Consider the following 23398-nt stretch of genomic DNA (forward strand, 5'->3'; position numbering starts at 1 on the left):
CTAATGAATTTTCTTTTTAGTTATAAATATGAGATAACAAGGCGTAAATTATTAATAAATTACTTTTAGTGCAGCCTATTTAATGTATTTATTTCAAAAAATGTTCCTTTTGGTTGAATTAGCGATGAAATACCTATTGGATTACAGCATACATATAGAATATACGCTTGCTGAAGAGAAGTACTGCTTATTGATTCAATGGTTTAAATATTATGTTAAATACTCGTGCGGATATACGGTGCAATAGAGATGGAGGGAAAGTGAATGGCGGAAATTCAGATAGGATGAGGTACAGAATATCAGCTGGAGATGGTAATTAGAGGGTGTCCCACCATCAATTTAACTTAAGCGAGCGACCTGTAAGGTTCTGTTAAGAGATTGCTTTGCTGGAGTTAAAAGTGGATAGGGGACGTCAGGCTAAAACAATCCGCTTTGCTTATGATTAAGCCCATATGGGCGTGGCACTCTTATTTTGAACAGCGCGTTTTTTGTGCCAGGGGGAGGTGGCTTTTTACTTCTGCCAGATGAGTTCCTGCACTGCACGCTCCACTTGTTCATATACAGGTGAATGAGGTGCTACTAAGTCAAAGTGCCCTGCTTTTTCAATTAGTATAAGTTCCGCATCGTCACCTTTGGCTTTGGCATGGGCGGTAAACTCTTGGCTCTGAGTAACCGGCACAATCAAATCTAGGGCACCTTGTATTAACCTGGAGGGCACACGCAGCGGCAATAAGGCTGTGGGAGAGGCATCTGCATAACGTGCAGGCTGTTCTGCTGGCATGCCACCCATTAGCTCAGGCACCGCCTCATTACAGCTCCCTTTCTGATGGCTATAGGTCGCCAGGTCAGGTATACCTGCCAATGAAACAACACCTGTTAACTTCAGTGGCTTTTTCATATAAAGCGGGCTGCTTTTGGGCAGGTTGTGGCGTGCGGCCAGCCAAAGTGCCAGATGGCCGCCGGCAGAATGCCCAATCACCACTACTTTTTTGGTGTCCAGTGGATGTTTCTTTGCCAGTTCACGCACATAGTCTGTGCCTCGGGCTACATCCAGGAAAGTCCCCGGCCAGCCGCCTCCTGCATCACCCACCCGCCGGAACTCAAGGTTCCAGGTAGCATAACCTGCCTGTGTCAACTGCTCGCTCAGGTGCGCCATATATTGCCGGTCATACGCTGAGAGCCAACACCCGCCATGCACCACCACCACCACCGGAAACAAGCCTTCTCCTTCCGGCAACCGAAGTTCCCCGAACTGTAGCGTGTCCGGCCCATAAGAGACGGTTTGGTCAGCAGGAGGAACAGGTAGTGCGGCTATTTCCTTCCAGGTAATCAGGTTGGGCTGCTGTTCCTGTGCAAAGAGAGGAGTAGTGGTCAAAACGTTAAGGGTTACAATGAAGATGCTGAATATACGTAGCATGGAAATTCTGATGAAGCAGGTTCAGCGCAAAAGTAACACTTAAACAAAAATAATTTTTCTTTCATAAAAAAGCCTCAACAAGAGATCTCCTGCTGAGGCTTTCTGAAAATTAAGCTAATGCTTACTGTACAGTGGCTGTTACAGCTTTAAAAGCATTTACACGGCCATAGCCATAGTATGGGTCACGGCCTGGCTTGCCTAAATCATCAGCGGAAGCACGCATTGCGGCTTCTACCTGCTTAGGATGCATCTTACCACCATTCTGGCCAATGATAAGTGCAGCAACACCCGCAGCATGCGGAGAAGCCATACTAGTGCCTGCCACCCAATTATAGCTGGTAGCTGTGCCGGTACTTAGTATCATATCAAAAACCCATACTGGTCTTACTAAACCTGCTATTACACCATCTTCGTTTCCAGGATATCTGGAATCTCCACCAGGAGCAGCAAAGGTGACATCAGGAGTACCATAGTTGGTGTAAGAAGCTACACCGTCAAGGTCAGCACCTAAAAGATTTGCAGCCCAGCCAGATGGTGCAGTAGAGGATATAGAAATTACATTAGGCATACCGGCAGGTATACTGATACCAGACTTATCGCTATTACCATCAATTGCGCTGTTACCAGCAGAAGATATGATAGTTACACCTTGTTGAGTAGCATAATTTGTAACTCTTGTGATAGCAACAAGCAGCTCTTGTGTTGCCTTAGTATCATTGATTACATTGCCGTTTGCATCCAGATATTTACCATTACGAGGCAGGTAAGCTCCTAAGCTCATGTTGATAACGTCTGCCTCCTGCTCTACAGCATGCATGATACCCTGTATCATCCATCCAAAAGAACCTGACCCGGAATCGCCTAGCACTTTAAGTAGTATCAAACTTGCCTCTGGAGCAATACCAATCACACCTCTGTTATTATCAACTGCTGCGATTGTACCTGCTACGTGTGTCCCATGGGTAAAACCTGTACCTACAGGTTTTACTGTTTCGCCTGGCACAAATGATTTGCTATAGATAACGTTATCCTTCAGATCAGGGTGATCCAGGTGAAATCCACTATCTAAAACAGCTACTTTAACACCCTTGCCACGTGCACCTGTATTCCAGGCAGCCGGTGCCTGAATAGCGGTAGCACCCCATTGGAACGCAAAGAAAGGATTGCTATCGCCGGTGCTTGCTGGGTTAACATTTGTCGCATCAACTTCTGCTGTTTTGAAGCCGTCAGGGTTGTACCACTGAATCTCCACATCTCTTATTACAGAGCTTACTCCTTTGATTTTACTAGCTTTTGCCGCGAAATCAGCATCAGTTGAAGAAACAGTAGCAATACCCACTTCTTTCATCTGTCCCGTAATTTTTCCCTTAAGAGACTTTATCTGTCCCTCTAAGTCAGCAGGAAGACTACTTGAAGACGAGATAATAATGTAATCGTTAGACTTGAATCTTACTGAAGGATTCTCTGAGCCAACTAGCGCTGCACTTGTAGCTTCGGCGTTCATTGTTGTAGTAGGTGTTACCTGCTCTTGATCAGGAGTACAGCCAAAGGCCAAAGCCGCTGCAAGCACTGGAAAAGATAGTTTCTTGGTAAGATTTGTTAACATAAAATGATTTAATTTGATATGAAGGTTAAATATGATTAAACAAAGAAAGTAATAAATAATATTTAGTTATAAAATTCTTGGACTTGTATAACACTAAAGATAGTGATTCTTAAAGGCTAAACACTATATTTAAGTTCATGGATTATTATTAAAAATGTGAAAGGTTAATTTTGTGATGTAAACAACTAATATTTGTTAGTTAATGAAAATTATAATAACAGATTTAAGATTAACTATAATTTTGTGGATTTGTAAAATTGCACTAAAAATAAAATAAAATATGCTTGTAACAAATTGATTTATAATATATTAAGCTTATTTATTTATTGTTTTCCTGATACAAGTAATGTATCAGAGGTTCATAGCAAAGTATGTGCGGGATGAAAATTAGTTTTTGATGCTTGGATAGGTCAAGTGTAGTATAGGCACTGTTTTAGCTCAGCACCAGACCCCCATAAGGTTAGTTTCTTGCTTCTGTTTGTGTTCCTTTTAAAGGTAAGCTTAATATACTAAGCGACTACCTTTTTTACTTTTGAACCTAGAAAGCCATAGTACATGATATAGGTATAACAGGCCATTGGTACCAGGAAGAAAAGCTGCAGGCTACCAGAGGCGTCGGCTATCCAGCCTTGCAGAGGGGGATGATGGCACCACCCACAATAGCCATCACCAGCAGCGATAAAGCCTGGCTCGTATGTACGCCTAAACCCTCTAATGCCAGAGTAAAGATAGTTGGGAACATGATGGTTAAACAAGCCAATAGCAATAACGGATCACATTGCCACCGGGCCTGTAACAAAGCTAGTCAGGAGGAGCAACACGATAACAGTGGCTGCAAAGAAGCCAAGCGTTCTGCCGGGCAGGAAACTACGCCTTCAAAAATAAGGTAACCCCCAATAATAGGAGCCACAGTTGTACCGAGAGAGTTCAGGGCCTGTGTTATATTCATACGGCTGGCTGCACCTTCAGGCGAGCCAAGTATGGCCACATAAGGGTTAGCAGCTATCTGCAGAATTGTAATACCTGAAGCAAGTATAAAGAGTGCCAGCAGGAAAAAGACATAGCTCAGTATACTGGCAGCCGGATAGAACAGGGCACAGCCTGCAGCAGCAGCTACCAGCCCCACCATAATACCATTTTTATACCCAATCTTCTGGATGGGGTCTCCTTTTGTAATGGAGAAAATGAAATATAATAGCGTCACGATGAAGTACGTCCCAAGGAACGCTGTTTGTATGAGCATCGCCTGCCAGAGCTGCAGCGTAAACACCTGCTGCAGTTTTGGTATGATGATGTCGTTCATACACGTGATAAAACCCCGCATGAAAAATAAGAGGGTCACAATGATCAAAGGACCATGGTAATTGCGCGAGGGCGCTGCAGTGTAGTCCTTTTGTGCTTTTTTTTAAATTCCGGGCATAAAATAGTTGCTGTTCAAGTAAAATGTTTGTTTCGATTCCCGGATGAATCAATAGGAGTGTCTCATAACAATACACCCTTCAAAGCAGGTGCTTTTCCCGAAGCGGTGTGTCTGTCGGTGGCATCTCAGCCAGTAAAACAACAGCAGGTAAAATCTGAAGTCAGGGGGAACAGGTCCATGGCTTTTTCTGGTATTAAGCTTCTCATACAGGTATTGCATTTGTGAATTTCAGATTCGGGTGTTCAAGTTAGAATGGTTTATTTACAATTAACAACGCCTTTTACTGAAGCCGGAGAATAAAACTTCACCTGCTACAGCACATCTTCAGGCGTTGATGACGGACAAGCCTCCTGCATGCAGGAACACTACCACCCGGAATATCCGTAAGCAAAGGAAAACAATGCAACATGCGTAGAATAAACTTGTGGCTAGAAGAGAACACTGGCCTAACAGCAGCGTTCTATCACGACCTTTTTTATACGGTGGGAGTAGTACTGGTGCTGTGGTTGCTCAGCAGATTACTGTTGTGGACTATCTTCCGGCGCGAGAAAGATTTGCGCAAACAGTACCAGTGGCGGAAGTTTACAAACTATGCAGTCACTGGTTTAAGCATTCTGTTGCTCTCGAACATTTGGTTCAACGGGTTTGAGTCTATTGCTACTTTTTTAGGGCTTTTATCGGCGGGACTGGTGCTGGCTCTGCGTGAGCCGCTGCTGAGTATGACCGGCTGGCTCTATATCCTCTGGAAGCGTCCTTTTCGGATCGGTGATCGCGTACAGGTAGGGGACACCATCGGGGATGTCATCGACATCCAGCTGTTTCAGTTCACCCTGAACGAGATCAGGGGTTGGGTAGACGCCGACCAGGCGACAGGCCGGGTGGTCAATGTTCCGAACGCAAGACTGTTCACGGTGTCGCAGGCCAATTACAACTATGGGTTTCCCTTTGTGTGGCACGAAATTCCGGTATGTATTACGTTTGAAAGTAATTGGCAGAAGGCAAAGGAAATTCTGGAGGAGGTAACAAAACGGCACGCGGAGCAGCTAAGTGAAGTGGCGGTGCAGCAGGTAAAGCGGCAGTCGCAGCGGCACCTCATTTTTTACGAGGACCTGAAGCCAAAGCTCTATACTACAGTTCGTGAAAATGGCATTCAACTTACGATGCGCTACCTGTGCGGCATTATGCGCCGCCGCCAAAGTTCTCACCTCATCTGGGAGGAGGTGCTGACACAGTTCCTATCCGCTCCTGATATTCAGTTCGCTTACCCGACTACCCGTTTTTATCAGGGCTCGCCAGGACAGGACACAGAGCCGCCCTCGCCGGCCATATAAATTAAATTTGCAGCCCGCCCATTATTATAAGACGTACGTTTCTTATCTGAGAAATAGCTGCAGCCGGATACCCTTTCAAGTTGATAATATCCGCCAGTACCCCTGCTTTAGTGCGTCCGATGGTGTAAATACATCGGCGTTTACAGAAGTGGCCGCGCGTAATACCTGCACCGGTTTCATGCCATAGTGCACCATCATCTCCATATAAACTCTAAAAAGAACGATGTAAATTTAATATTTTTATGTTTGTTCTGGTAAGTGTCCGGGCAAGAACTTGTATATGCCGTTAAATAAGTACAACATTGTAACACTACTTTGCAGCAAAATTATTAGTGCGATGGGTAAACCAGACTAAAAGCGGAGGTTTGGTAGTATTCGGAATTAAGCAAGGCGGGAAGCCACCGCCGTAGGTATCATGGCTTCTTCTTTTGTTGATGTAATTCGCAGTAGGTTATCGATGCCTAATGCTTCAAAGAGTTCTTTAATTTGGGGCTGCAAGCCGAATAGGGTCAGTATGGTGTGCTTTTCAAGAGAGAGGTGGTATACAGAAAGAATGACACCAATACCTGCTGAGGAAATATAGGAGAGCTGGCTGCAGTCTAAAATTAAATTCCCCGCACCGGATAAAACCATACTTTCCATAATATTGATTGCCATGAGAGACGAACTGGCATCGAGTTCACCTTTTATACTTAAGATAATGCCATTCTCAACAGGCGTAAAATCACTGATAAAACGGTGCTTGGTATTGTTCATAGAAGACTATGTATGTTGTTTACAGTATTAATAAGCTTCTTTTAAGCTCAGAACAATGTGTCATACGGAATTTAATCCTGTTTTGTCTATAATTTCCTGCGTTTTTGTATTAATACGATAAAATAGTAAATTTATTCTGGCTATCTCAGCGTGTGTGATCTGAGAAAGCACTATGCTTCAAGCTTCAATTGTAACAGACATTATGCCTTCACAATCTACCAGCACATGCCTGATGTACCGTTCCTTTGCATCTGCAATCACCTGCCTAAGCTGGCGAGGCGACGTTGTCAGCATTAAAACAACCGCTTGCTGTTACGAAGTGACAATCCTACACCTGCTTCAATAATAATACTACTACTACTACTACTACTACTACCATGGCCCCATAATTTAGTGGTGAAATTGGAGTTCAGTTGAATGAAAGCTGCTGCGCTGCTTAATTAAATACAGCAACACTTCTAACGGTATGGGAGAGAAAAATTGAAAGCAGCAAAAATTTCTGCTTAAGAAGGTTGTTCGATAATATTTTCTGGAAGAGTTTATGCTATTTTGTTATAAGCGAATGGTAGGGGTGCCTCAGGCACCCATCTTCAGCACCCCTCCATCAACATTAAACAAATAAACAACTGGTTGCAAACAAAAGAAATTAACTCCTAAACAGGAGTAAAACCAACCAAATCCACTTTATCTATTGTCTGCTGCCAACACCTGAATTTACGAACGCAAAGCTTTGTAGCTGCTTTTTTAGGGAAAATTGGGTGTTAATACTCTCTAAATACCAGTTAGACACAGCTACATAAGTATTAATGCTGATATAAGGGTGTACTGCATCAGGAACAGTAGAGGAGAAGCTTCTGCAGCTTTTTAAACGCTTAGCAGGTGCAATTTACTGGTATGAAATACAGGAGCAGATAATCTGGTCTGTCAGGCTCCGTATTTTAAAGTAACATGTTCGGATAAACACGTGATCTTCAGGGTGGAACACACTTTAATGGCAGGAAGGGTGTACTACGAAACAAAGAGTAAAAAAAGCAGAAGAACAGCTGAAAGAATTCAGTTAGCTGTCGAAAACCTGTAAAGTTATAATGGAGGCCTAAAGGTTCGCCATACCCATTTGGGTGCTGAGGGTGGCTTCCTTTAGCCTTTGCTTTTTTTACAGGCCTTGTTAGGATGTCGCTTTTGCCGCCGTTACATAAAAGTTTCGGTCTACCTCCAGTTTCGCTTTTTTTGGCGCACCTTTCAGTTCCTGCCAATTGGTGGTCGGCTCCAGCCATTGCGCTTTACCGTTTACATGTACGTTCACAGGCATATTAAAGTCCGCTACACTATTGTTCCAGCGGTACATCAGCTTATTTCCTTCCATCCGGTACTGAAACTCAGGTATGCGCACATCGCGGAGATACTGGTCAAAGAATGGACGAAGGTCCCGTCCCGTCTGCTTACTTAAATAGTTCTCTACCTGGGCAGTGGTGACTGTTTGGTGGTAGAACTCCTTGTTGAGTCCTCTTAAAATGCCCCGCCACTTTTCGTCGTCGTTCACAATCTGGCGCAGGGTGTGCAGCATGTTAGCACCCTTCGGGTACATATCTCCGGAGCCCGTCTGATTCACACCGTACGCTCCTATAATGGGGCGGTCATTCTGAATCAGGTCGCGTTGCCCGATTACGTATGCAGCGGCAGCTTCTTTGCCGTAGTGATAATCCAGGAAAAGATTTTCTGAATAGGTGGTAAAGCTTTCATGTATCCACATATCGGCGTAGTCCTGGTACGTAATGTTGTTGGCGAACCACTCATGCCCGGACTCGTGTATGATGATGTAATCGAACTTATCTCCCCACCCGGTGCCGCTCAAGTCGCGGCCCAGGTAGCCGTTCTGAAAATTGTTGCCATACGTAATCGAACTCTGGTGCTCCATGCCGAGGTAAGGAGCCTCTACCAGCTTATAGCTGTCCTCATAAAAAGGGTAGGGACCAAACCAGTGCTCAAAGGCTTCCAGCATACGCGGCACGTCTTTGAACTGCTTTTTTGCTTTTGCAAGGTTGCCGCGCAGTACATAGTAGTCGAGATCCAGCTCCCCTTTTTCGCCCTGGTATTTCTCAGAAAAGTGAACATAATCAGCGATGTTCACATTCACGCCGTAGTTGTTGATGGGGTTGCTTACAAACCAGTGGAAGGTGCTGGTGCCATCGGCATGCTGTTCTACTTTGCGCAGGCGCCCATTGGATACATCAGTCAGGCCTTTGGGTACTTTAACGCTGATCAGCATACTGTCGGGCTCATCATACATATGGTCCTTAGCAGGCCACCACAGGCTAGCGCCGTCGCCTTGGTTCGAGTTGGCCACAAAAGGTCTCCCGTTGGAGTCATACCGCCAGGTGAGCCCACCACTCCACGGCGGATTTTCGCTTACCTGGGGTTTTCCGCCATAGTGCACCTCTACGCTGTTCACACTGTCTGGCTCTTGCTGTTCTCCCAGTTGTACAAACCAGGCGTTGCCATCCTGCTCAAACTGTAGATCTTTCCCGTTCTGTACCACCTTCTGTATGCGCATTGGAGGCTGCAGGTCTATCTGCATCCGCTGATGTGGTTCCAGTACTTTGTACTGTATTGTATTGGTACCCCATATGGCGCTGTCGGTAGGGTTTACCTCAACATCCAGATGATAGTAAGTCAGGTCCCACCAGGCGCGCTCAGGCGTAATGCTTCCGCGCAGTGTGTCCTGGCGTGTAAATTCCGGGGTCTGAGCATGTGCCTGTACAGCGCCAAAGCATAAGCCTGCTCCTAATAGAAGGCGGGTGAATATCGTTGTTGATGGATTTCTCTTCATTAGATAAAATGTGCAGCAGGTAAAGCCGAATAAATTTTCTCCTGATGCAGGATGCATAGAAGCTAATGTACAATTTCGCAAGGTTTATGCCAAATGTGCAGTAGCGTGATAGGTTTTAAAAGGACAAAAAAAGCTGTTGGTTTAGCGCCAACAGCTTTAATGATCTTATTCAGGTTGTACCAAATCCCTGTAATCCGGGTGGCGCTTAATATATGCTCCTACCACCGGGCAGGAGGGAATCACCTGGTAGTTTTGAGAGCGGGCATAGTCCAGCCCTGATTTTACAATTTTATCAGCAAACCCTTGGCCCCGGCTGTCTTCCGGCACAAAGGTGTGGTCAAAGTCCATTACTCCGCTTTCGGGGTAAGTATAGGTGAGTTCTGCTTCGTCTCCTTCAATAACTGCATAAAAGCGCAGATCTTCCTCGTCGTGAATGATATTTAAGTCCATTGTTTCTTCAAGTTTAAATATCCCGTTTATACGGGGCTGGCAGTGTGGCGTTTCTTCTTTCCGCCGGCAAGGTATTCATTCCCCGCCTGTGCAGCGTCCTTTTGTTAATATCAGCTACATAATCAGCCTCTTCCCTAATAGTAAGTAAAAAAACTGAAGCAAGAGGGATAGTATAAGCTACAGCAGGCTATTCCTTTTAAAAGAATGATGTTTTTGATGGCTTTTCTGCGGGTAATGCTGTTGCGCGTGTGTCGCAGGGGCCGGACAGGGAAGCTGCAAAGAGCGTATTCTTAAACTGAGTTTTAATCTAACCTTACTTACAAGCCTATGCACCTTTTTACGACCAGAAGAAACTTTACCTTTCTGCTTTTCTTGTTCTGCTTCTGCCTGCAGGCTGCAGGGCAGGTGATGACCACATCCCCCACTTTTCCGACGGCAGATGAGGAGGTGACACTGACCTTCGATGTCTCCGAAGCGTCAGATGCGCGGGCAGCGGAACTGTTGGGCAAAACCAGCGATGTTTACCTTTGGGCCGGTGCAGGAACCACAGAAACAGGCAATGCCTTTGAGTATGTGCCTACTGGCCAGACAAACTGGGAGCAGCCTTTTGAACCGGGCAGAATGACTTACCTGGGCGATGACCGCTGGCAAATTAAGCTAATACCCCGTGAATACTTCAATGTGCCCGACGATGTGACGATTCGCCGGTTAGGGCTGCTGCTGAAGAACAGAAACGGAACCGCACAGACAGAAGATCTGTACGTAACCATATATCCTGACGAGCTGACAGCTGCCTTCATCACCCCAACGCAAAAACTTCTCTTTGCACAGGCCAACACGACCATTCCTGTACAAGCTGCTGCATCCGCACAGGCAAACCTTACGCTGAAACTTGATAATACTATAGTGGCTACGGCTACAAACGAGGAGGCACTTAGCTATACCCTCAACACCGGTACTCAGGCAGGCAGGCGCCGCCAGGTTGTTCTGGAGGCTACAACTGCCACGGAAACAGCCAGCGATACCTTTTACTTTATCGTGGAGCCGGTCCCGGTAGTGGCGGCGCTTCCGGCGGGCGTGCAGGACGGCATTACCTATATCAATGCAGAGGAGGTGGTGCTAACGCTGTTTGCCCCTGAAAAGGAGTTTGTTTATGTGATAGGGGAGTTTAACAACTGGCTGCCCTCAGAAGACTACCTCATGAACCGCACACCCGATGGAGACCGGTACTGGCTCCGTCTGACAAATTTACCTGCAGGTGAAGAAGTCGCTTTTCAGTACCTGGTGGATGGCAAGATAGCGGTGGCAGACCCTTACGCAGAAAAGATACTGGACCCCATCCATGACCCATATCTCACCGACGACAATTACCCGGACCTGAAGCCGCACCCGACCCGCGCAGAAGGAATCGTTTCGGTGCTGCAGACAAACCAGCAGGAGTATAACTGGCAGGTAGAGAATTTTGAGCGCCCGGATGTGGAGCGCCTGGTGATATACGAAATGCTGGTGCGTGATTTTGTCGCCACCCGCAACTATAAAACCCTTGCTGATACGCTTTCATACCTGAAGAGCCTGAACATCAATGCCATTGAGCTAATGCCTGTTATGGAGTTTAGCGGCAACGACTCCTGGGGCTACAATCCCACCTTCTTTTTTGCCCCGGACAAAGCCTATGGCACAGCGGAAGACCTGAAGGCTTTTATCGACGAGTGCCACAAAGCAGGTATTGCTGTTATTCTGGATATCGTGCTGAACCAGGCGGATTATGAGTTTCCTTATGTACGCTTGTACTGGGATGAAGTGAATAACCGGCCTGCTGCCAACAGTCCTTTCTTTAATCAGCAAGCCACACATCCCTTCAGCGTGTTCTTCGATTTTAACCATGAGCGTGAGGCGACGGAGGAATTTGTGGAGCGTGTTACCCGCTACTGGCTCGAGGAGTATAAAATCGATGGCTACCGTTTCGACTTATCAAAAGGCTTCACTCAGAACAACACCGGAAATAACGTAGATACCTGGAGCGCCTACGATGTCAGCCGGGTGGCCATTTGGAAAAATATTTACGACCACGTCCGGGAGGTGGACCCATCTGCCTATGTGATACTGGAGCATTTTGCCGCAAACCAGGAAGAAAAAGAATTGGCAGCGTATGGCATGCTTTTCTGGGGAAACCTGAACCACGATTACCGTGAGGCCGCTAAGGGAAACAGTGCCAACCTGGAGTGGATATCTTACCAGGAACGGGGCTGGCAGGTGCCGCACGTGGTAGGATACATAGAGAGTCATGATGAAGAGCGCCTGATGTATGATTTACTGCAAAACGGACGCTCTGCCGGAAGCTATAACACCCGAAACCTTACTACTGCACTGAACCGTGCCAAACTGGCGGCAGCTTTTAGCCTCACGGTGCCAGGCCCGAAAATGATTTGGCAGTTTGGCGAGTTAGGATACGATGTGTCTATTGAAGAAAATGGAAGAACAGGTGCGAAGCCTATCCGCTGGGAATACCAGGATGACCCGGAGCGCCAGAAACTATTTAACGTGTACGCGGAGCTCATTAAGCTGAAAACCACAGTGCCTGCCTTTGCAACCGATGACTTCGATATGGCTTTAGACGGTATGGTCAAGCGCATTACCCTGGATGGTGAGGATATGACGGTTTTACTGATTGGTAACTTCGACGTTCAGCCACAGGCACCTGTTGCAAACTTTCCGTCTGCCGGTACCTGGTATGACTACTTTTCCGGTGATGAGGTGAATGTGACGAATACCGCCGAAGCCATTGCACTGCAGCCAGGGGAGTTCAGGTTATTCACAACAGAGCCATTGCCTGCTCCGCCGGCAAATCTGCTGCCATGGCAGCAGGTGGTGCTGGATGCTGAGGAAGAGCTAGCCGATGCACTCTCGTTGGTGGTGTATCCAAATCCAATACAGCGCGCCACAGTCATTGAACTGAACAACAGCTATCGTGGTGCTGTGTCGCTGCAGGTGGTGGACGTTACGGGACGCACACTTAGAACAATGAAAGCGCAGAAAGGACAGCAAACACTGCAGCAGGAGCTAAACCTTCAGAATTTAGCGGGTGGCTTGTATTACCTGCAGGTAGAGCAAGGGGATCAGAAAAGCACCAGGAAGCTGGTGAAGCTGGGACAATAGCCTGTTTTTACTTTAGATATAGTTTTAAATAGGGAAAGTTCTTGTACCAATCCCTGCCCCTCCGAGCAGGGAAATTCCTGCAAGAGTAATTTTATTCCCCTCCTCGGAGGGGCAGGGGTGGGTTCTTCTTTCTCTTTGTAAATGAATAAATTAATATGATGAAGAAAATACATCGATTCAGCATTAAGCTGCTCCTGCTTTTTACACTTCTGCTAACGGCTAACACAGAAATTTTCAGCCAAAACAGGGAAGGCGTTTACGTGGACAAGCAAGGCGTGTTGCGCTGGCAGAAAGGGAACAAAGAAGCAGCCTTTTTCGGTGTCAATTATACAGTGCCATTTGCCTACGGCTACCGATCACACAAAGCCCTTAACGCAGACCTTGAGAAAGCGATTGACCAGGATGTATACCACTTTGCGCGCATGGGCCTGGATGCTTTCCGGGTGCATGTATGGGACACCGAGATAACTGATTCCGTGGGAAACCTGCTGGAGAATGAGCACCTGCGGCTATTCGATTACCTGATCGCCAAACTGAAGGAGCGCAACATCAAAATTCTGGTGACGCCCATCGCTTACTGGGGGGCAGGCTACCCGGAGCCAGACGTGAAGACCGCCGGTTTCTCCAGCATCTACAACAAGCGGCAAGCTGTGACCGAAGAAGAGGCCTTTCTTGCCCAGGAGAGATACCTGCAGCAGTTCTTCCAGCACGTGAACCCCTATACAAAGCTTACCTACCAGGACGATCCGGACATTATCGCCATGGAGATAAACAACGAGCCGCATCACTCCGGTCCGAAGGCGCGTGCAACTGAGTTTGTGAACCGCATGGCAGCAGCCGTGCGCGGCACCGGCTGGACCAAGCCCGTTTTCTATAATATCAGCGAGTCGCCCACCTATGCCGATGCGGTGGCGAAGGCAAACATCGATGGTGTTAGCTTCCAGTGGTACCCGACGGGTCTGGTGGCCAACCGCACCCTGGAAGGTAATTACCTGCCGCATGTAGACCAGTACCGGATACCGTTTGATACCATACCGGAATATGTCGGCAAAGCGCGCATGGTGTATGAGTTTGATGCCGGTGATGTCCTGCAGCCAATCATGTACCCGGCTATGGCGCGGAGTTTCCGAGGGGCTGGGTTTCAGTGGGCCACGCAGTTCGCATACGATCCGCTGGCGACAGCTTACGGCAACACCGAATACCAGACGCACTACCTGAACCTTGCCTACACGCCATCCAAGGCATTAAGCTATATGATAGCTTCGGAAGCCTTTCATAAACTTCCAAGGCTGAAGAACTACGGTACCTATCCGTTAGACACTGTGTTTGATGTTTTCCGGGTGAGCTATACAGAAAACCTGAGCGAGATGAATGCGCCGCAGAAGTTCTACTACTCCAACACCACCCGCACCAAACCCGCCAGCGTCTCCAGGCTGATCCAGATTGCCGGAGTAGGTTCCTCGCCTGTGGTAGCATACAAGGGCACAGGGGCATATTTTGTAGACAAGCTGGAGAATGGCGTGTGGCGCCTGGAGGTAATGCCGGATGCCATACATGTGCGCGATCCGTTTGCGAAGGCATCTCCACAGAAAATCGTCACCCGCATTCAGTGGCAGGATCATCTTATGGAAATCAGCCTGCCCGATTTGGGTGCTGACTTCAGCATCAAAGGGCTAAACCCTGAAAACACCTATACCACCACCGCAAACAACAGCAGTTTCCAGATTCGGCCCGGAACTTACCTGCTGACCAGACGCGGGAAAAGCAACCGAAATGTAAAGCGCGGTGCCTTGGGGACTATTGGCCTGAATGAATTCCTTGCGCCCTTGCCACTTAAAAATGAAGTGTCTGTGTCGCATGAGCCTAAGAATGAGGTTTCTTCCGGAAGTCCTTTTACCATCGAGGCAAAAATAGTAGGCATTGATACGGCTGCGAAAGTAAGCATTGCGGCAAACAGCTTGTCAGGTGCCTGGAAAACAGTGCCGATGCAGCAGGCAACGCCCTATACCTTTCAGGCTAACGTACCTGCAGATATGGCGACGCCGGGACTGATCCGATACCGCATTATAGTGGAGACGAAGGAGGGAGAGTTTGTTACCTTCCCTGGAGGGCACAAAGGGAATCCGTGGGCCTGGGACTATGTGGAGAGCGACACCTGGCAAACCTATGTAGCATCCGAAAATGGGGCGCTGGAGCTGTTCAACCCGACGCAGGACCAGAACATCTTTGTATACCCTAACTTATGGCGCCCCGAAGAACGGCAGTATTTAACCGGAGAAGAGCCGGGCCAACTGATTCTGCGTTTAGCAGCCAAAGAGCTCACGGGCGAAGGTGTAATGGGCATGCAATTTTATTTCGGTGACAAAGTAAAAGGCCGACAGGGGGAGTTGCCTACATTTGACCGACTGGTGATCAGAGCCCGTACCACAAATCCAGAGCCGGTGCAGGCGAAAGTGTCCCTCATCACAGATGATGCTTCGGCCTATGCTGCTAACATCACCTTAGACAATACCTTCAGGGAAATTGAGGTGCCGCTGAATAGTCTCCAGTCGTCTTCCTTTATGTTGTTGCCAAGGCCATACCCCGGCTTCCACCCGTTTTGGTTTAAACCCGGCAAAGTGGAGCCGTTTAACCTGAACCATGCAGAGAAATTCGAAATTACAGTTGGGGAGGATTTGTCTCCGGCAGAAAAAGGAAAACCTTTTAGTTTTGAGGTGGAAGGCGTGTGGCTGGAAAAGCCTGTGAAGTAGCTAGGCAAGCTACCACTGATAGGAGGGTATAAAGCGCCCACACCGCAATTCATGCCAGAGCAGTAGAGCGTAACCTGTGGTTTAAGAATAGCCACTTGATGATGGATGATATTCTAAAGTTCTTAATCAGATAAAAATACAATGAAGAAAACTAAATTTTTACACCTTGCTCTGGCGGCTTCTATTGTCTTTGGCACAAGTTGTAGTACCGGCGAGAAAACAACTCAGGCTGGAGCGGTTGCCACTGCGCAGCAAACCCCGGTAGCCGAACAGGAAAAAGCCAGCAAATGGCCGAGAGGGGTGACTTATGAGATCTTCGTGCAGTCCTTCTGTGACTCGAATGGCGATGGTATAGGAGACATAAAAGGCATGACCTCCAAGCTGGACTATCTCCAGGACCTGGGCGTGGAGGGGATTTGGTTGATGCCGATGAACCCTTCCCCTTCTTACCACAAGTACAATGTAACCGACTATTACGACATCCACCCCGACTACGGTACACTAGAGGACTTCAAAGAGTTTATAGAGGAGGCACACGAGCGGGGTATTCATGTGGTGATGGACCTGGTGGTGAACCATTCCGGCAGCGATCACCCCTGGTTTCAGGAAGCTGCCCGAAATCCGGACAGCCCTTACAGGGGCTATTATGTGTGGGCGCATAAAGATGACCCTCAGACACAGAAAGAAGGTAAGATTCTGGCCGGAGATTCTGATAATGTGAATCGGTGGCATCAGGTGCCCGACAGCGACTCCCTTTACTACGGCTATTTCTATGGAGGTATGCCCGACCTGAATTTTGACAGCCCGGAACTGCGCGAAGAAGTTTACAAAATCGGCCGGTTCTGGCTTTCAGAGGTGGGGGTAGATGGTTTTCGTTTGGATGCGGCCCGTCATATTTTCCCGGACGACAGACCGGAAGACAACCACCAGTTCTGGGTGGACTTCCGGAACGAAATGCGGAAAGCGAAAGAAGACGTGTACCTGGTTGGGGAGGTATGGGCAGAGGCTGATGTGGTGGCCCCTTACATGAAAGGACTCCCGGCCTTGTTCAACTTTGATATGGGCTATGCCATCACTGAGGCTGTGAACAAGGAAAATGCGGGAGTGCTTGTCAAGAACCACAAAAAGATAAGAGACTTTTATAAAACCATTAATCCTGATTTTGTGGACGCCACTTTCCTGACGAACCATGACCAGAACCGTATCATGAGCGAAGTGAACGGGGATGAAAACAAAGCAAAAATGGCTGCAGCGCTTCTGTTCACACTACCGGGCTCTCCATACATGTACTATGGAGAAGAAATAGGCATGAGGGGCAAAAAGCCTGATGAGCTTATACGGGAGCCTTTTATCTGGGATAAAAAAGAGGCCGATGGTTGCCGTGCCACCTGGGTGGTGCCGCAGTACAGCACAGAGCAAACCGTTACCCCGGCTGCCATACAAATGGAAAACGAGAACTCTATATTAAGCCACTACAAGACTTTCATTGAACTCAGAAACAACAGCAAAGCACTGACCTATGGAGAGCTGGAGCCGCTGAACCTAGGGACGCAGGAAGTAAGTGCTTTTTTAAGACAGTATGAAGACGAGTCGCTGCTGGTGCTGCACAATCTTTCTGGCCAAGAGGTATCTGTTAACCTGCCTGCTAACCTGACAGATTATGACGATGTGCGCTTTCAAAGCAAGGCTTCTACTAAAAACAATAACACCCTGAAGCTGGCCCCTTACAGCACTGTAGTTTTAGAGGAGTAGCGTCTGCCTGTTCAAAGAAAATCATAGCCTCTCTGTTCTATCATTATGAAAGGAGCTTGTGATTAACCTGTAGTAATTTACAAGCTCCTTTCAGTTGACAAGAATGGACAACAGCACGTACATAAGGCAATCTGTGATCCATTCACCGTCTATCGCGTAAGGCCTAATACAGTATTTTTATTAGCTTTATCAGATATTTAAATTAAAGAACCCAGGCCTTTAGTGTCCTGGAGTAAAGCAACAGGAAAATGTTAAAAGAGATTACTCAAAAGTTCAGAGAGTTATATAGCCAGGAGCCAACTGTTTTCCGATCGCCGGGGCGGGTGAACCTGATTGGTGAACACACCGACTATAACAATGGCTTTGTGCTGCCTGCGGCTATCAACAAAGAAATTTTTTTTGCCATAGCTCCAAACGCTACAGATATCTTCCGGGTGCACTCCTTTAATTTAGGCGAGAGTGCTGAGTTTATTTTGGCTAATGTGCAGCCTTCTGACATCAGTTGGGCAAATTACCTGCTGGGCGTAATTGCCCAGTTGCAGAAGGCAAACTATAAAGTAAAAGGCTTCGACCTGGTATTCGGCGGTAACGTACCCATTGGAGCAGGACTTTCTTCTTCGGCTGCTGTGGAGTGCGGCATCGCCTTTGGCCTGAACGAAGTCTTTGGCTTCGAGATTGATAAGTTTGCGCTCGTGAAAATGGCGCAGAAGGCGGAGCATGAGTATGCAGGCGTGATGTGCGGCATTATGGATCAGTTTGCCAGCATGTTCGGCAAAAAGAACCATGCCATCAAACTCGACTGCCGTTCGCTGGAGTACGAGTTTTACAACTTCGACATGCAGGATTACCGCATTGTGCTCTGCGACACGCAGGTGAAGCACTCGCTGGCTTCCTCGGAGTATAACACGCGCAGGAAAGAGTGCGAGGCGGGTGTAGCTATACTGCAGCAGTACTACCCGGAGGTGCAAAGCCTGCGCGATGCGAAGCTGGACATGCTGGCGCAGCACCAGCAGGAGTTCGATCCGGTGGTGTATAAGCGTTGCACCTACATCGTGAGCGAAAACAATAGGGTAGAGGCAGCCTGCGCCGACCTGGAGAAAGGCGACATGAAGTCCTTCGGAGACAGAATGTACGCTTCGCATGCCGGGTTGCAGCACGATTATGAGGTAAGCTGCCCGGAACTTGATTTCCTGGTGGTCCAGGCAAAGCAATCTGCTGATGTGTTGGGTGCCCGTATGATGGGCGGCGGCTTCGGGGGCTGTACTATCAATCTGGTTAAAGTAGATGCACTGACAAATTTTGTGCAGCAGATGGAAAAAGCCTACCAGCAGCAGTTTAATGTGCAGCTTAAAACGTACATAGCAGAGATAGTGGAAGGAAGCAGTTATGCAAAGTAATATAGTGTTTGAGGTATAGCTCCGCCTTTGACTTTTGTATCTAAAATAAGAAGACATGTCATCTTTTGATTTAGCGGAACACCCGCATCGTAGGTATAACCCGCTCAGTGGCGAGTGGGTACTTGTATCCCCGCACCGGTCTAAGCGGCCATGGCAGGGGCAGGAGGAGGAATTAAACAAAGAAACGCGGTTGGAATATGACCCCTCGTGCTACCTGTGCCCCACCAACGAAAGAGCCAGCGGCGAGCACAATCCCGATTACAAGACCACCTATGCCTTTGATAATGATTTCGGGGCGCTGCAGCCTACCACCCCTGAGGGCTCCTTTACAAAAGGAGGGTTGTTGCGTGCTGAAAGTGAACGTGGTATTGCAAAGGTTATCTGCTTTTCGCCCCGCCACGACCTTACGTTACCTGATATGGAAGTGGAAGACATCCGGAAGGTGGTGGACCTGTGGCAGCAGGAGTATGAGGAGCTGGGCATGCTGGATTTTATCAACCATGTACAGATATTCGAGAACAAAGGCGCAACCATGGGGTGCAGCAATCCGCACCCCCACGGTCAGATATGGGCGCAGAGCTCCATCCCCGGCGGCCCGGCCAAAGAGACGCAGCACCAGGCTGAATACTATGAAAAACATCAGCGTAGCCTCCTGCAGGATTACCTCGCAATAGAGTTGGAAGAGAAGACAAGACTAGTCTACCAAAACGAGCACTTTGTGGTGCTGGTGCCATTTTGGGCGGTCTGGCCTTTCGAAACCATGATCCTGCCCAAGCGCCACCTGCAGCATATTGGCCAGATGAAAGACGCAGAGAAAGATGCTTTCGCTGATGCTATTAAGCGCCTGACGATGGTTTATGACAAAGTCTTCCATGTGTCGTTTCCATACTCATCAGGCATACACCAGCGGCCAACTGATGGGCAGGAGCATCCTGGCTGGCACCTGCACATGCACTTCTTCCCGCCGCTGCTTCGCTCAGCTTCCGTTAAAAAATTTATGGTTGGCTATGAGATGATGGGTGACCCGCAGCGTGACATCACTCCTGAAGCAAGTGCCGAGCGTTTAAGAGACCTAGTATAAACCCCACAACCATATAGTTTAATTTATAGCTGTCAAGCCAAAAATATGCGACAAGTGGGAAGTCCGAAGCAGGAGGAAAGCCTTAATTGTTTCAGATTTCTCACAATAATAGGCCTTGCCTTCAGTACAATTTTTCCTTCCATTCCTGCTATAAACACTTGGTAATAAGTTAGATAATGCTTCTGCACAATGCTTAAGGTTAGCTACTTTTCCTGAACCTTTGTCATACTTTAACTTCAAGACCAGTAATGCCTAAAATGCTCTAGTGCAGTTAAATGTGGCAAGACTTCTTTTCAGTACTTCAGTCAAAACATTTACGTGGTCTTAAAAATAGAAAAACAAACAAACACTTTCGCTTTTCAGCGGTTTAACTGATGAAGTGACTTGTCACTCACTATGGGCTTGGAATTGATCTTTAATATCATGAATTTTGCACAGGAAATGGAAGCGAGCCTGCAGTTTGTAAAGATGTACATGAAGTTGGGGGCGTTCTGACGCACCTTTCAGGAATCAAATCTGTAACAGCAGGCAACTTGTTTCGTATTCTTAGCAGCCACTTACTCTAAACCAATAGCATTCTATTTGACTATCACAGATAATCTTAGTTTTCTTTGCAATGAATGAGCTGGAGTTGTGGACTAATTTTAAAAATGGCAGCGAAGAAGATTTCACACTCCTTTACAGGAAGTATGCGCCTACCATGTTTCGCTACGGCTCTAAACTTTCCAAGGACAGAGAGCTGGTAAAGGATGCGATTCAGCAAATCTTCTTTACTCTCTGGAAAAGCAAAGAAAATATCTCCACTCCCTACAGTATTAAAAATTACCTTTTAAAATCGCTGCGTTGCGAAGTGATTAAGAAACTTACCCGAGGCATTGCATACGAAACATTGCCGGAGGAGTATAGTTATGAGGAAGCAACTTCCTTCGAGGCAGACCTCATCGCGTTGCAGACCTCCGAAACCAACCGGGAAAGAATTGCCTCCGTTCTCGCTCAATTGCCCCCCCGTCAAAGAGAAGTCATTTTCCTGAAGTATTACTCTAATCTTAAGTATGAGGAGATTGCGGCTGTAATGGGTATCGGGCAGCAATCGGTCTATAAACTCACCTACAAAGCCATAGATAAGCTGCATCAACTGCTGGCGAAGGTCTGTGTCGGCCTATTTTCGCTCTATGGTTTAAGTGAGCAAATCCAAAACATTTTATACTGATTACGGCTTTGTCATATAGAAACAAAGGCGACGCCAGACCTTCTTGGATTTAGTTTTAGTCTGGATTAATTGGTTACTTTATGTGCTCAATTATATCATGACTTTTCTAGACATTTTTTTAGAGATATGAAGCTTCTTTCAGTTCTGCTGGTGCTTTTTATGTATGCTATCCCAGCTTTATCAGCAGAAACCCCAGACAGCTTGCTCCAGGAGTTAAGCCAGGCGATAGAAGACAGGGAAGCTTATATTCAGGAAAAGCGTGAGCGTATCGACAGGCTGAAAGGTATATTAAAAGAGAGAAGTGATGCTTCTCTTCTTCGTGAGTTTGAGGTATATAAAAGCCTTTATGACGAATACCGCTCTTTTAAATATGATTCTGCCTTCACCTATGCGCAAAAGCTTCAGGAAACAGCAAGGCAAATGCAGGATTCCACCAGAATTACCCAGTCCAGGTTAAGTATGAGTTTTATTCTGCTGTCGTCGGGTATGTTCAAAGAGGCCTTTGATACACTGGATTCAGTCAGCATCGCCAACAAACCTGACAGCATAAAAATTGATTACTATGCTCAGAAGGCGCGTGGTTATTATGATTTGGCCAGTTATAACCAGGATAAACACTATGCCAGCCAATACATAGCACAGGGAGGTATGTATGTTGACTCTGCACTTGCGCTCACGAACCAGAACAGTCTGCAGTTTTACTCTTTAAGAGGAATGAAACACGAGTCGAGTGGTAACTATGAGCAGGCAAGAGCTGGTTTCCAGGTGATCTTGGATAAGTTTACTCCCACTGTGCATCAGTATGCCATGGCGGCCCATTCGCTGGGCAATATACACAGAGCTTTGGGTAACACAGACAAAGCAATAGAGATGATGGCAAAGGCAGCTATCGCAGACATCGAGTCCTCTACCACGGAAGCAGTTGCCCTGATGAACCTGGCGGAACTGCTGTATAACAACGGGGATGAGGTCAGAGCCTATACCTACATTAAGCAAGCGCTGCAGGATGCTGAATTTTATGGCGCTAAGCAGCGTAAAATGCAAGTGGCAGCCATATTGCCTGTCATAGAAGGAGAGAGGCTGGTGACGGTGGAAGGGCAACGCAGGAGTTTGTTTCTGTACGCGATTGCTGTAACCTTACTGTCTTTGCTCGTGGTAGCGTTTGCCTTTATCATATTCAGGCAGTTAAAGCAGCTGCGGCAGGCAAAGCAGACAGTTACAGACGCAAACCAGCGCCTTCAGGAAATAAATGATAAACTGCTGGAGGCAAACATCATCAAGGAAGAATATATAGGACACTCCTTTAATGTTTATTCTGAGTACATCAAAAAGCTGGAGAAGTTCAAAGAGTCGATCGAGAATAAGCTGAGGGCGAAGAAGTATGATGAAATACCGCATGCGCTGAAGACCATCAACCTGAAGAAGGAAAGGGAGGCGCTGTACACAAACTTCGATATGATTTTTATCAAGCTCTTTCCTGATTTTGTGTCCGTGTTTAATTCCTACTTTCCCGAAGAGGATAAGATTATAACCAAAAGCAGGGACTCCCTAAATGTTGAATTAAGGATTTTTGCTTTGATTCGGATTGGTATACACGACCATGAGCAGATAGCCCGTATTTTGGAGTACTCTGTAAGTACTATCTATAACTATAAGACAAAAGTGAAGAACAGGTCCATACTTCCGAATGAGGAATTCGAAAAGAAGATAATGGAAATCAAACCCTTCTAACTCATCGCATACTATTCTGCCTATTCAATAAGGCAGGTTTATCAAACTATATTCTAGTATTCTCACCCGCTCTTCCGGATGCTCTTCCGGAGGATTTTTACACAGAACATCGTTCTTCACCTTTACCTCTTTTATCACCGAACAAGGGGTGTTAACTTTGGGCAGTCTCACATCATGTAGCCGATTTCAAAGTATTCACTTAGGTACCAGCTATCACTTTCTAACTGAATAACTCACTTGCAACAGATGGATCAGTGGTGTAACAATGAGTAGTATTTACCCATTAATTGTAATCATTTTCCTTCTTCAGGTATAGGTATGCCTATATTTTACCTACTTTTAATCTGAAATTTTACGTAAATAACTAACTGTATACCAATTATTTACCTTATTGTATGGGCCTTTATATTCTACATTTAGAATGGGTAAATTGCTGTTACCTGTAATGTGCTGTTTTTTTGTAAGTGAGTACTAACCTCTGTTGGTTGCTTCACTTATCATAAAAAGAGAAGAG

The 23398-nt window shown here is 46.8% G+C and carries 15 protein-coding genes; 8 read left to right on the top strand and 7 right to left on the bottom strand.

From position 1 onward, the window contains the following. Positions 1 to 511 precede the first annotated feature (511 nt). From E1919_RS09660 to E1919_RS28040, 4 genes are all read right to left on the bottom strand, one after another. A complete protein-coding gene (locus E1919_RS09660) occupies positions 512 to 1417 on the bottom strand; it encodes an alpha/beta hydrolase family protein (RefSeq protein WP_162053163.1) in 906 nt (301 codons plus the stop codon). A gap of 121 nt (positions 1418 to 1538) precedes the next feature. Further along, positions 1539 to 3023 (bottom strand): S8 family peptidase, encoded by a 1485-nt coding sequence (locus tag E1919_RS09665; RefSeq protein ID WP_162053164.1) that lies wholly within the window; start codon positions 3021 to 3023, stop codon positions 1539 to 1541. 619 nt (positions 3024 to 3642) lie between these two features. Next, on the bottom strand, positions 3643 to 3765 hold the full coding sequence (locus E1919_RS28035) for a hypothetical protein (protein ID WP_317168208.1): 123 nt from the start codon (positions 3763 to 3765) through the stop codon (positions 3643 to 3645). A gap of 63 nt (positions 3766 to 3828) precedes the next feature. Then, positions 3829 to 4326 carry an MFS transporter gene (locus E1919_RS28040; protein WP_317168209.1) on the bottom strand — a complete coding sequence of 166 codons (498 nt, stop codon included), beginning with the start codon at positions 4324 to 4326 and terminating at the stop codon, positions 3829 to 3831. A gap of 524 nt (positions 4327 to 4850) precedes the next feature. Between E1919_RS28040 and E1919_RS09675 the strand changes: the two genes are divergently transcribed. Then, entirely contained in the window at positions 4851 to 5774 is a 924-nt protein-coding gene (locus E1919_RS09675) for a mechanosensitive ion channel family protein (RefSeq protein ID WP_162053165.1), read from the top strand. 381 nt (positions 5775 to 6155) lie between these two features. On the opposite strand, the gene E1919_RS09680 is transcribed toward E1919_RS09675, so the two are convergent. The 3 genes from E1919_RS09680 to E1919_RS09690 form a co-directional block, all read right to left on the bottom strand. Continuing rightward, positions 6156 to 6530: an STAS domain-containing protein gene (locus E1919_RS09680; protein WP_162053166.1), complete on the bottom strand. Its 375-nt coding sequence runs from the start codon at positions 6528 to 6530 to the stop codon at positions 6156 to 6158. Between the two features lie 1165 nt (positions 6531 to 7695). Further along, a complete protein-coding gene (locus E1919_RS09685) occupies positions 7696 to 9357 on the bottom strand; it encodes a M1 family metallopeptidase (protein ID WP_162053167.1) in 1662 nt (553 codons plus the stop codon). A gap of 165 nt (positions 9358 to 9522) precedes the next feature. Next, a complete protein-coding gene (locus E1919_RS09690; protein ID WP_162053168.1) occupies positions 9523 to 9807 on the bottom strand; it encodes a GNAT family N-acetyltransferase in 285 nt (94 codons plus the stop codon). Positions 9808 to 10134: 327 nt separating this feature from the next. On the opposite strand from E1919_RS09690, the gene E1919_RS09695 reads away from it, so the two are divergent. From E1919_RS09695 to E1919_RS09725, 7 genes are all read left to right on the top strand, one after another. Beyond that, entirely contained in the window at positions 10135 to 12963 is a 2829-nt protein-coding gene (locus E1919_RS09695) for a DUF4961 domain-containing protein (RefSeq protein ID WP_162053169.1), read from the top strand. Positions 12964 to 13118: 155 nt separating this feature from the next. Next, positions 13119 to 15713, top strand: coding sequence for a cellulase family glycosylhydrolase (locus E1919_RS09700; RefSeq protein ID WP_237144209.1), 2595 nt, complete (start codon positions 13119 to 13121; stop codon positions 15711 to 15713). A gap of 141 nt (positions 15714 to 15854) precedes the next feature. Continuing rightward, positions 15855 to 17465 (top strand): alpha-amylase family glycosyl hydrolase, encoded by a 1611-nt coding sequence (locus tag E1919_RS09705; RefSeq protein WP_162053170.1) that lies wholly within the window; start codon positions 15855 to 15857, stop codon positions 17463 to 17465. Between the two features lie 248 nt (positions 17466 to 17713). Beyond that, positions 17714 to 18862 (top strand): galactokinase, encoded by a 1149-nt coding sequence (locus tag E1919_RS09710; protein WP_162053171.1) that lies wholly within the window; start codon positions 17714 to 17716, stop codon positions 18860 to 18862. A 55-nt stretch (positions 18863 to 18917) separates the two neighbouring features. Then, positions 18918 to 19943 (top strand): UDP-glucose--hexose-1-phosphate uridylyltransferase, encoded by a 1026-nt coding sequence (locus E1919_RS09715; RefSeq protein ID WP_162053172.1) that lies wholly within the window; start codon positions 18918 to 18920, stop codon positions 19941 to 19943. Positions 19944 to 20559: 616 nt separating this feature from the next. Next, positions 20560 to 21153 (top strand): RNA polymerase sigma factor, encoded by a 594-nt coding sequence (locus E1919_RS09720; RefSeq protein WP_162053173.1) that lies wholly within the window; start codon positions 20560 to 20562, stop codon positions 21151 to 21153. A gap of 126 nt (positions 21154 to 21279) precedes the next feature. Then, entirely contained in the window at positions 21280 to 22884 is a 1605-nt protein-coding gene (locus E1919_RS09725) for a DUF6377 domain-containing protein (RefSeq protein WP_162053174.1), read from the top strand. Positions 22885 to 23398 lie beyond the last annotated feature (514 nt).

The organism is Pontibacter pamirensis (assembly GCF_010015475.1).
GTDB lineage: Bacteria > Bacteroidota > Bacteroidia > Cytophagales > Hymenobacteraceae > Pontibacter > Pontibacter pamirensis.

What these genes read in the sequence shown, in the direction of transcription:
- E1919_RS09660 (WP_162053163.1), bottom strand. Translation starts at nt 1,417, where the DNA reads ATGCTACGTATATTCAGCATCTTCATTGTAACCCTTAACGTTTTGACC.
- E1919_RS09665 (WP_162053164.1), bottom strand. Translation starts at nt 3,023, where the DNA reads ATGTTAACAAATCTTACCAAGAAACTATCTTTTCCAGTGCTTGCAGCG.
- E1919_RS28035 (WP_317168208.1), bottom strand. Translation starts at nt 3,765, where the DNA reads ATGTTCCCAACTATCTTTACTCTGGCATTAGAGGGTTTAGGCGTACAT.
- E1919_RS28040 (WP_317168209.1), bottom strand. Translation starts at nt 4,326, where the DNA reads ATGAACGACATCATCATACCAAAACTGCAGCAGGTGTTTACGCTGCAG.
- E1919_RS09675 (WP_162053165.1), top strand. Translation starts at nt 4,851, where the DNA reads ATGCGTAGAATAAACTTGTGGCTAGAAGAGAACACTGGCCTAACAGCA.
- E1919_RS09680 (WP_162053166.1), bottom strand. Translation starts at nt 6,530, where the DNA reads ATGAACAATACCAAGCACCGTTTTATCAGTGATTTTACGCCTGTTGAG.
- E1919_RS09685 (WP_162053167.1), bottom strand. Translation starts at nt 9,357, where the DNA reads ATGAAGAGAAATCCATCAACAACGATATTCACCCGCCTTCTATTAGGA.
- E1919_RS09690 (WP_162053168.1), bottom strand. Translation starts at nt 9,807, where the DNA reads ATGGACTTAAATATCATTCACGACGAGGAAGATCTGCGCTTTTATGCA.
- E1919_RS09695 (WP_162053169.1), top strand. Translation starts at nt 10,135, where the DNA reads ATGCACCTTTTTACGACCAGAAGAAACTTTACCTTTCTGCTTTTCTTG.
- E1919_RS09700 (WP_237144209.1), top strand. Translation starts at nt 13,119, where the DNA reads ATGATGAAGAAAATACATCGATTCAGCATTAAGCTGCTCCTGCTTTTT.
- E1919_RS09705 (WP_162053170.1), top strand. Translation starts at nt 15,855, where the DNA reads ATGAAGAAAACTAAATTTTTACACCTTGCTCTGGCGGCTTCTATTGTC.
- E1919_RS09710 (WP_162053171.1), top strand. Translation starts at nt 17,714, where the DNA reads ATGTTAAAAGAGATTACTCAAAAGTTCAGAGAGTTATATAGCCAGGAG.
- E1919_RS09715 (WP_162053172.1), top strand. Translation starts at nt 18,918, where the DNA reads ATGTCATCTTTTGATTTAGCGGAACACCCGCATCGTAGGTATAACCCG.
- E1919_RS09720 (WP_162053173.1), top strand. Translation starts at nt 20,560, where the DNA reads ATGAATGAGCTGGAGTTGTGGACTAATTTTAAAAATGGCAGCGAAGAA.
- E1919_RS09725 (WP_162053174.1), top strand. Translation starts at nt 21,280, where the DNA reads ATGAAGCTTCTTTCAGTTCTGCTGGTGCTTTTTATGTATGCTATCCCA.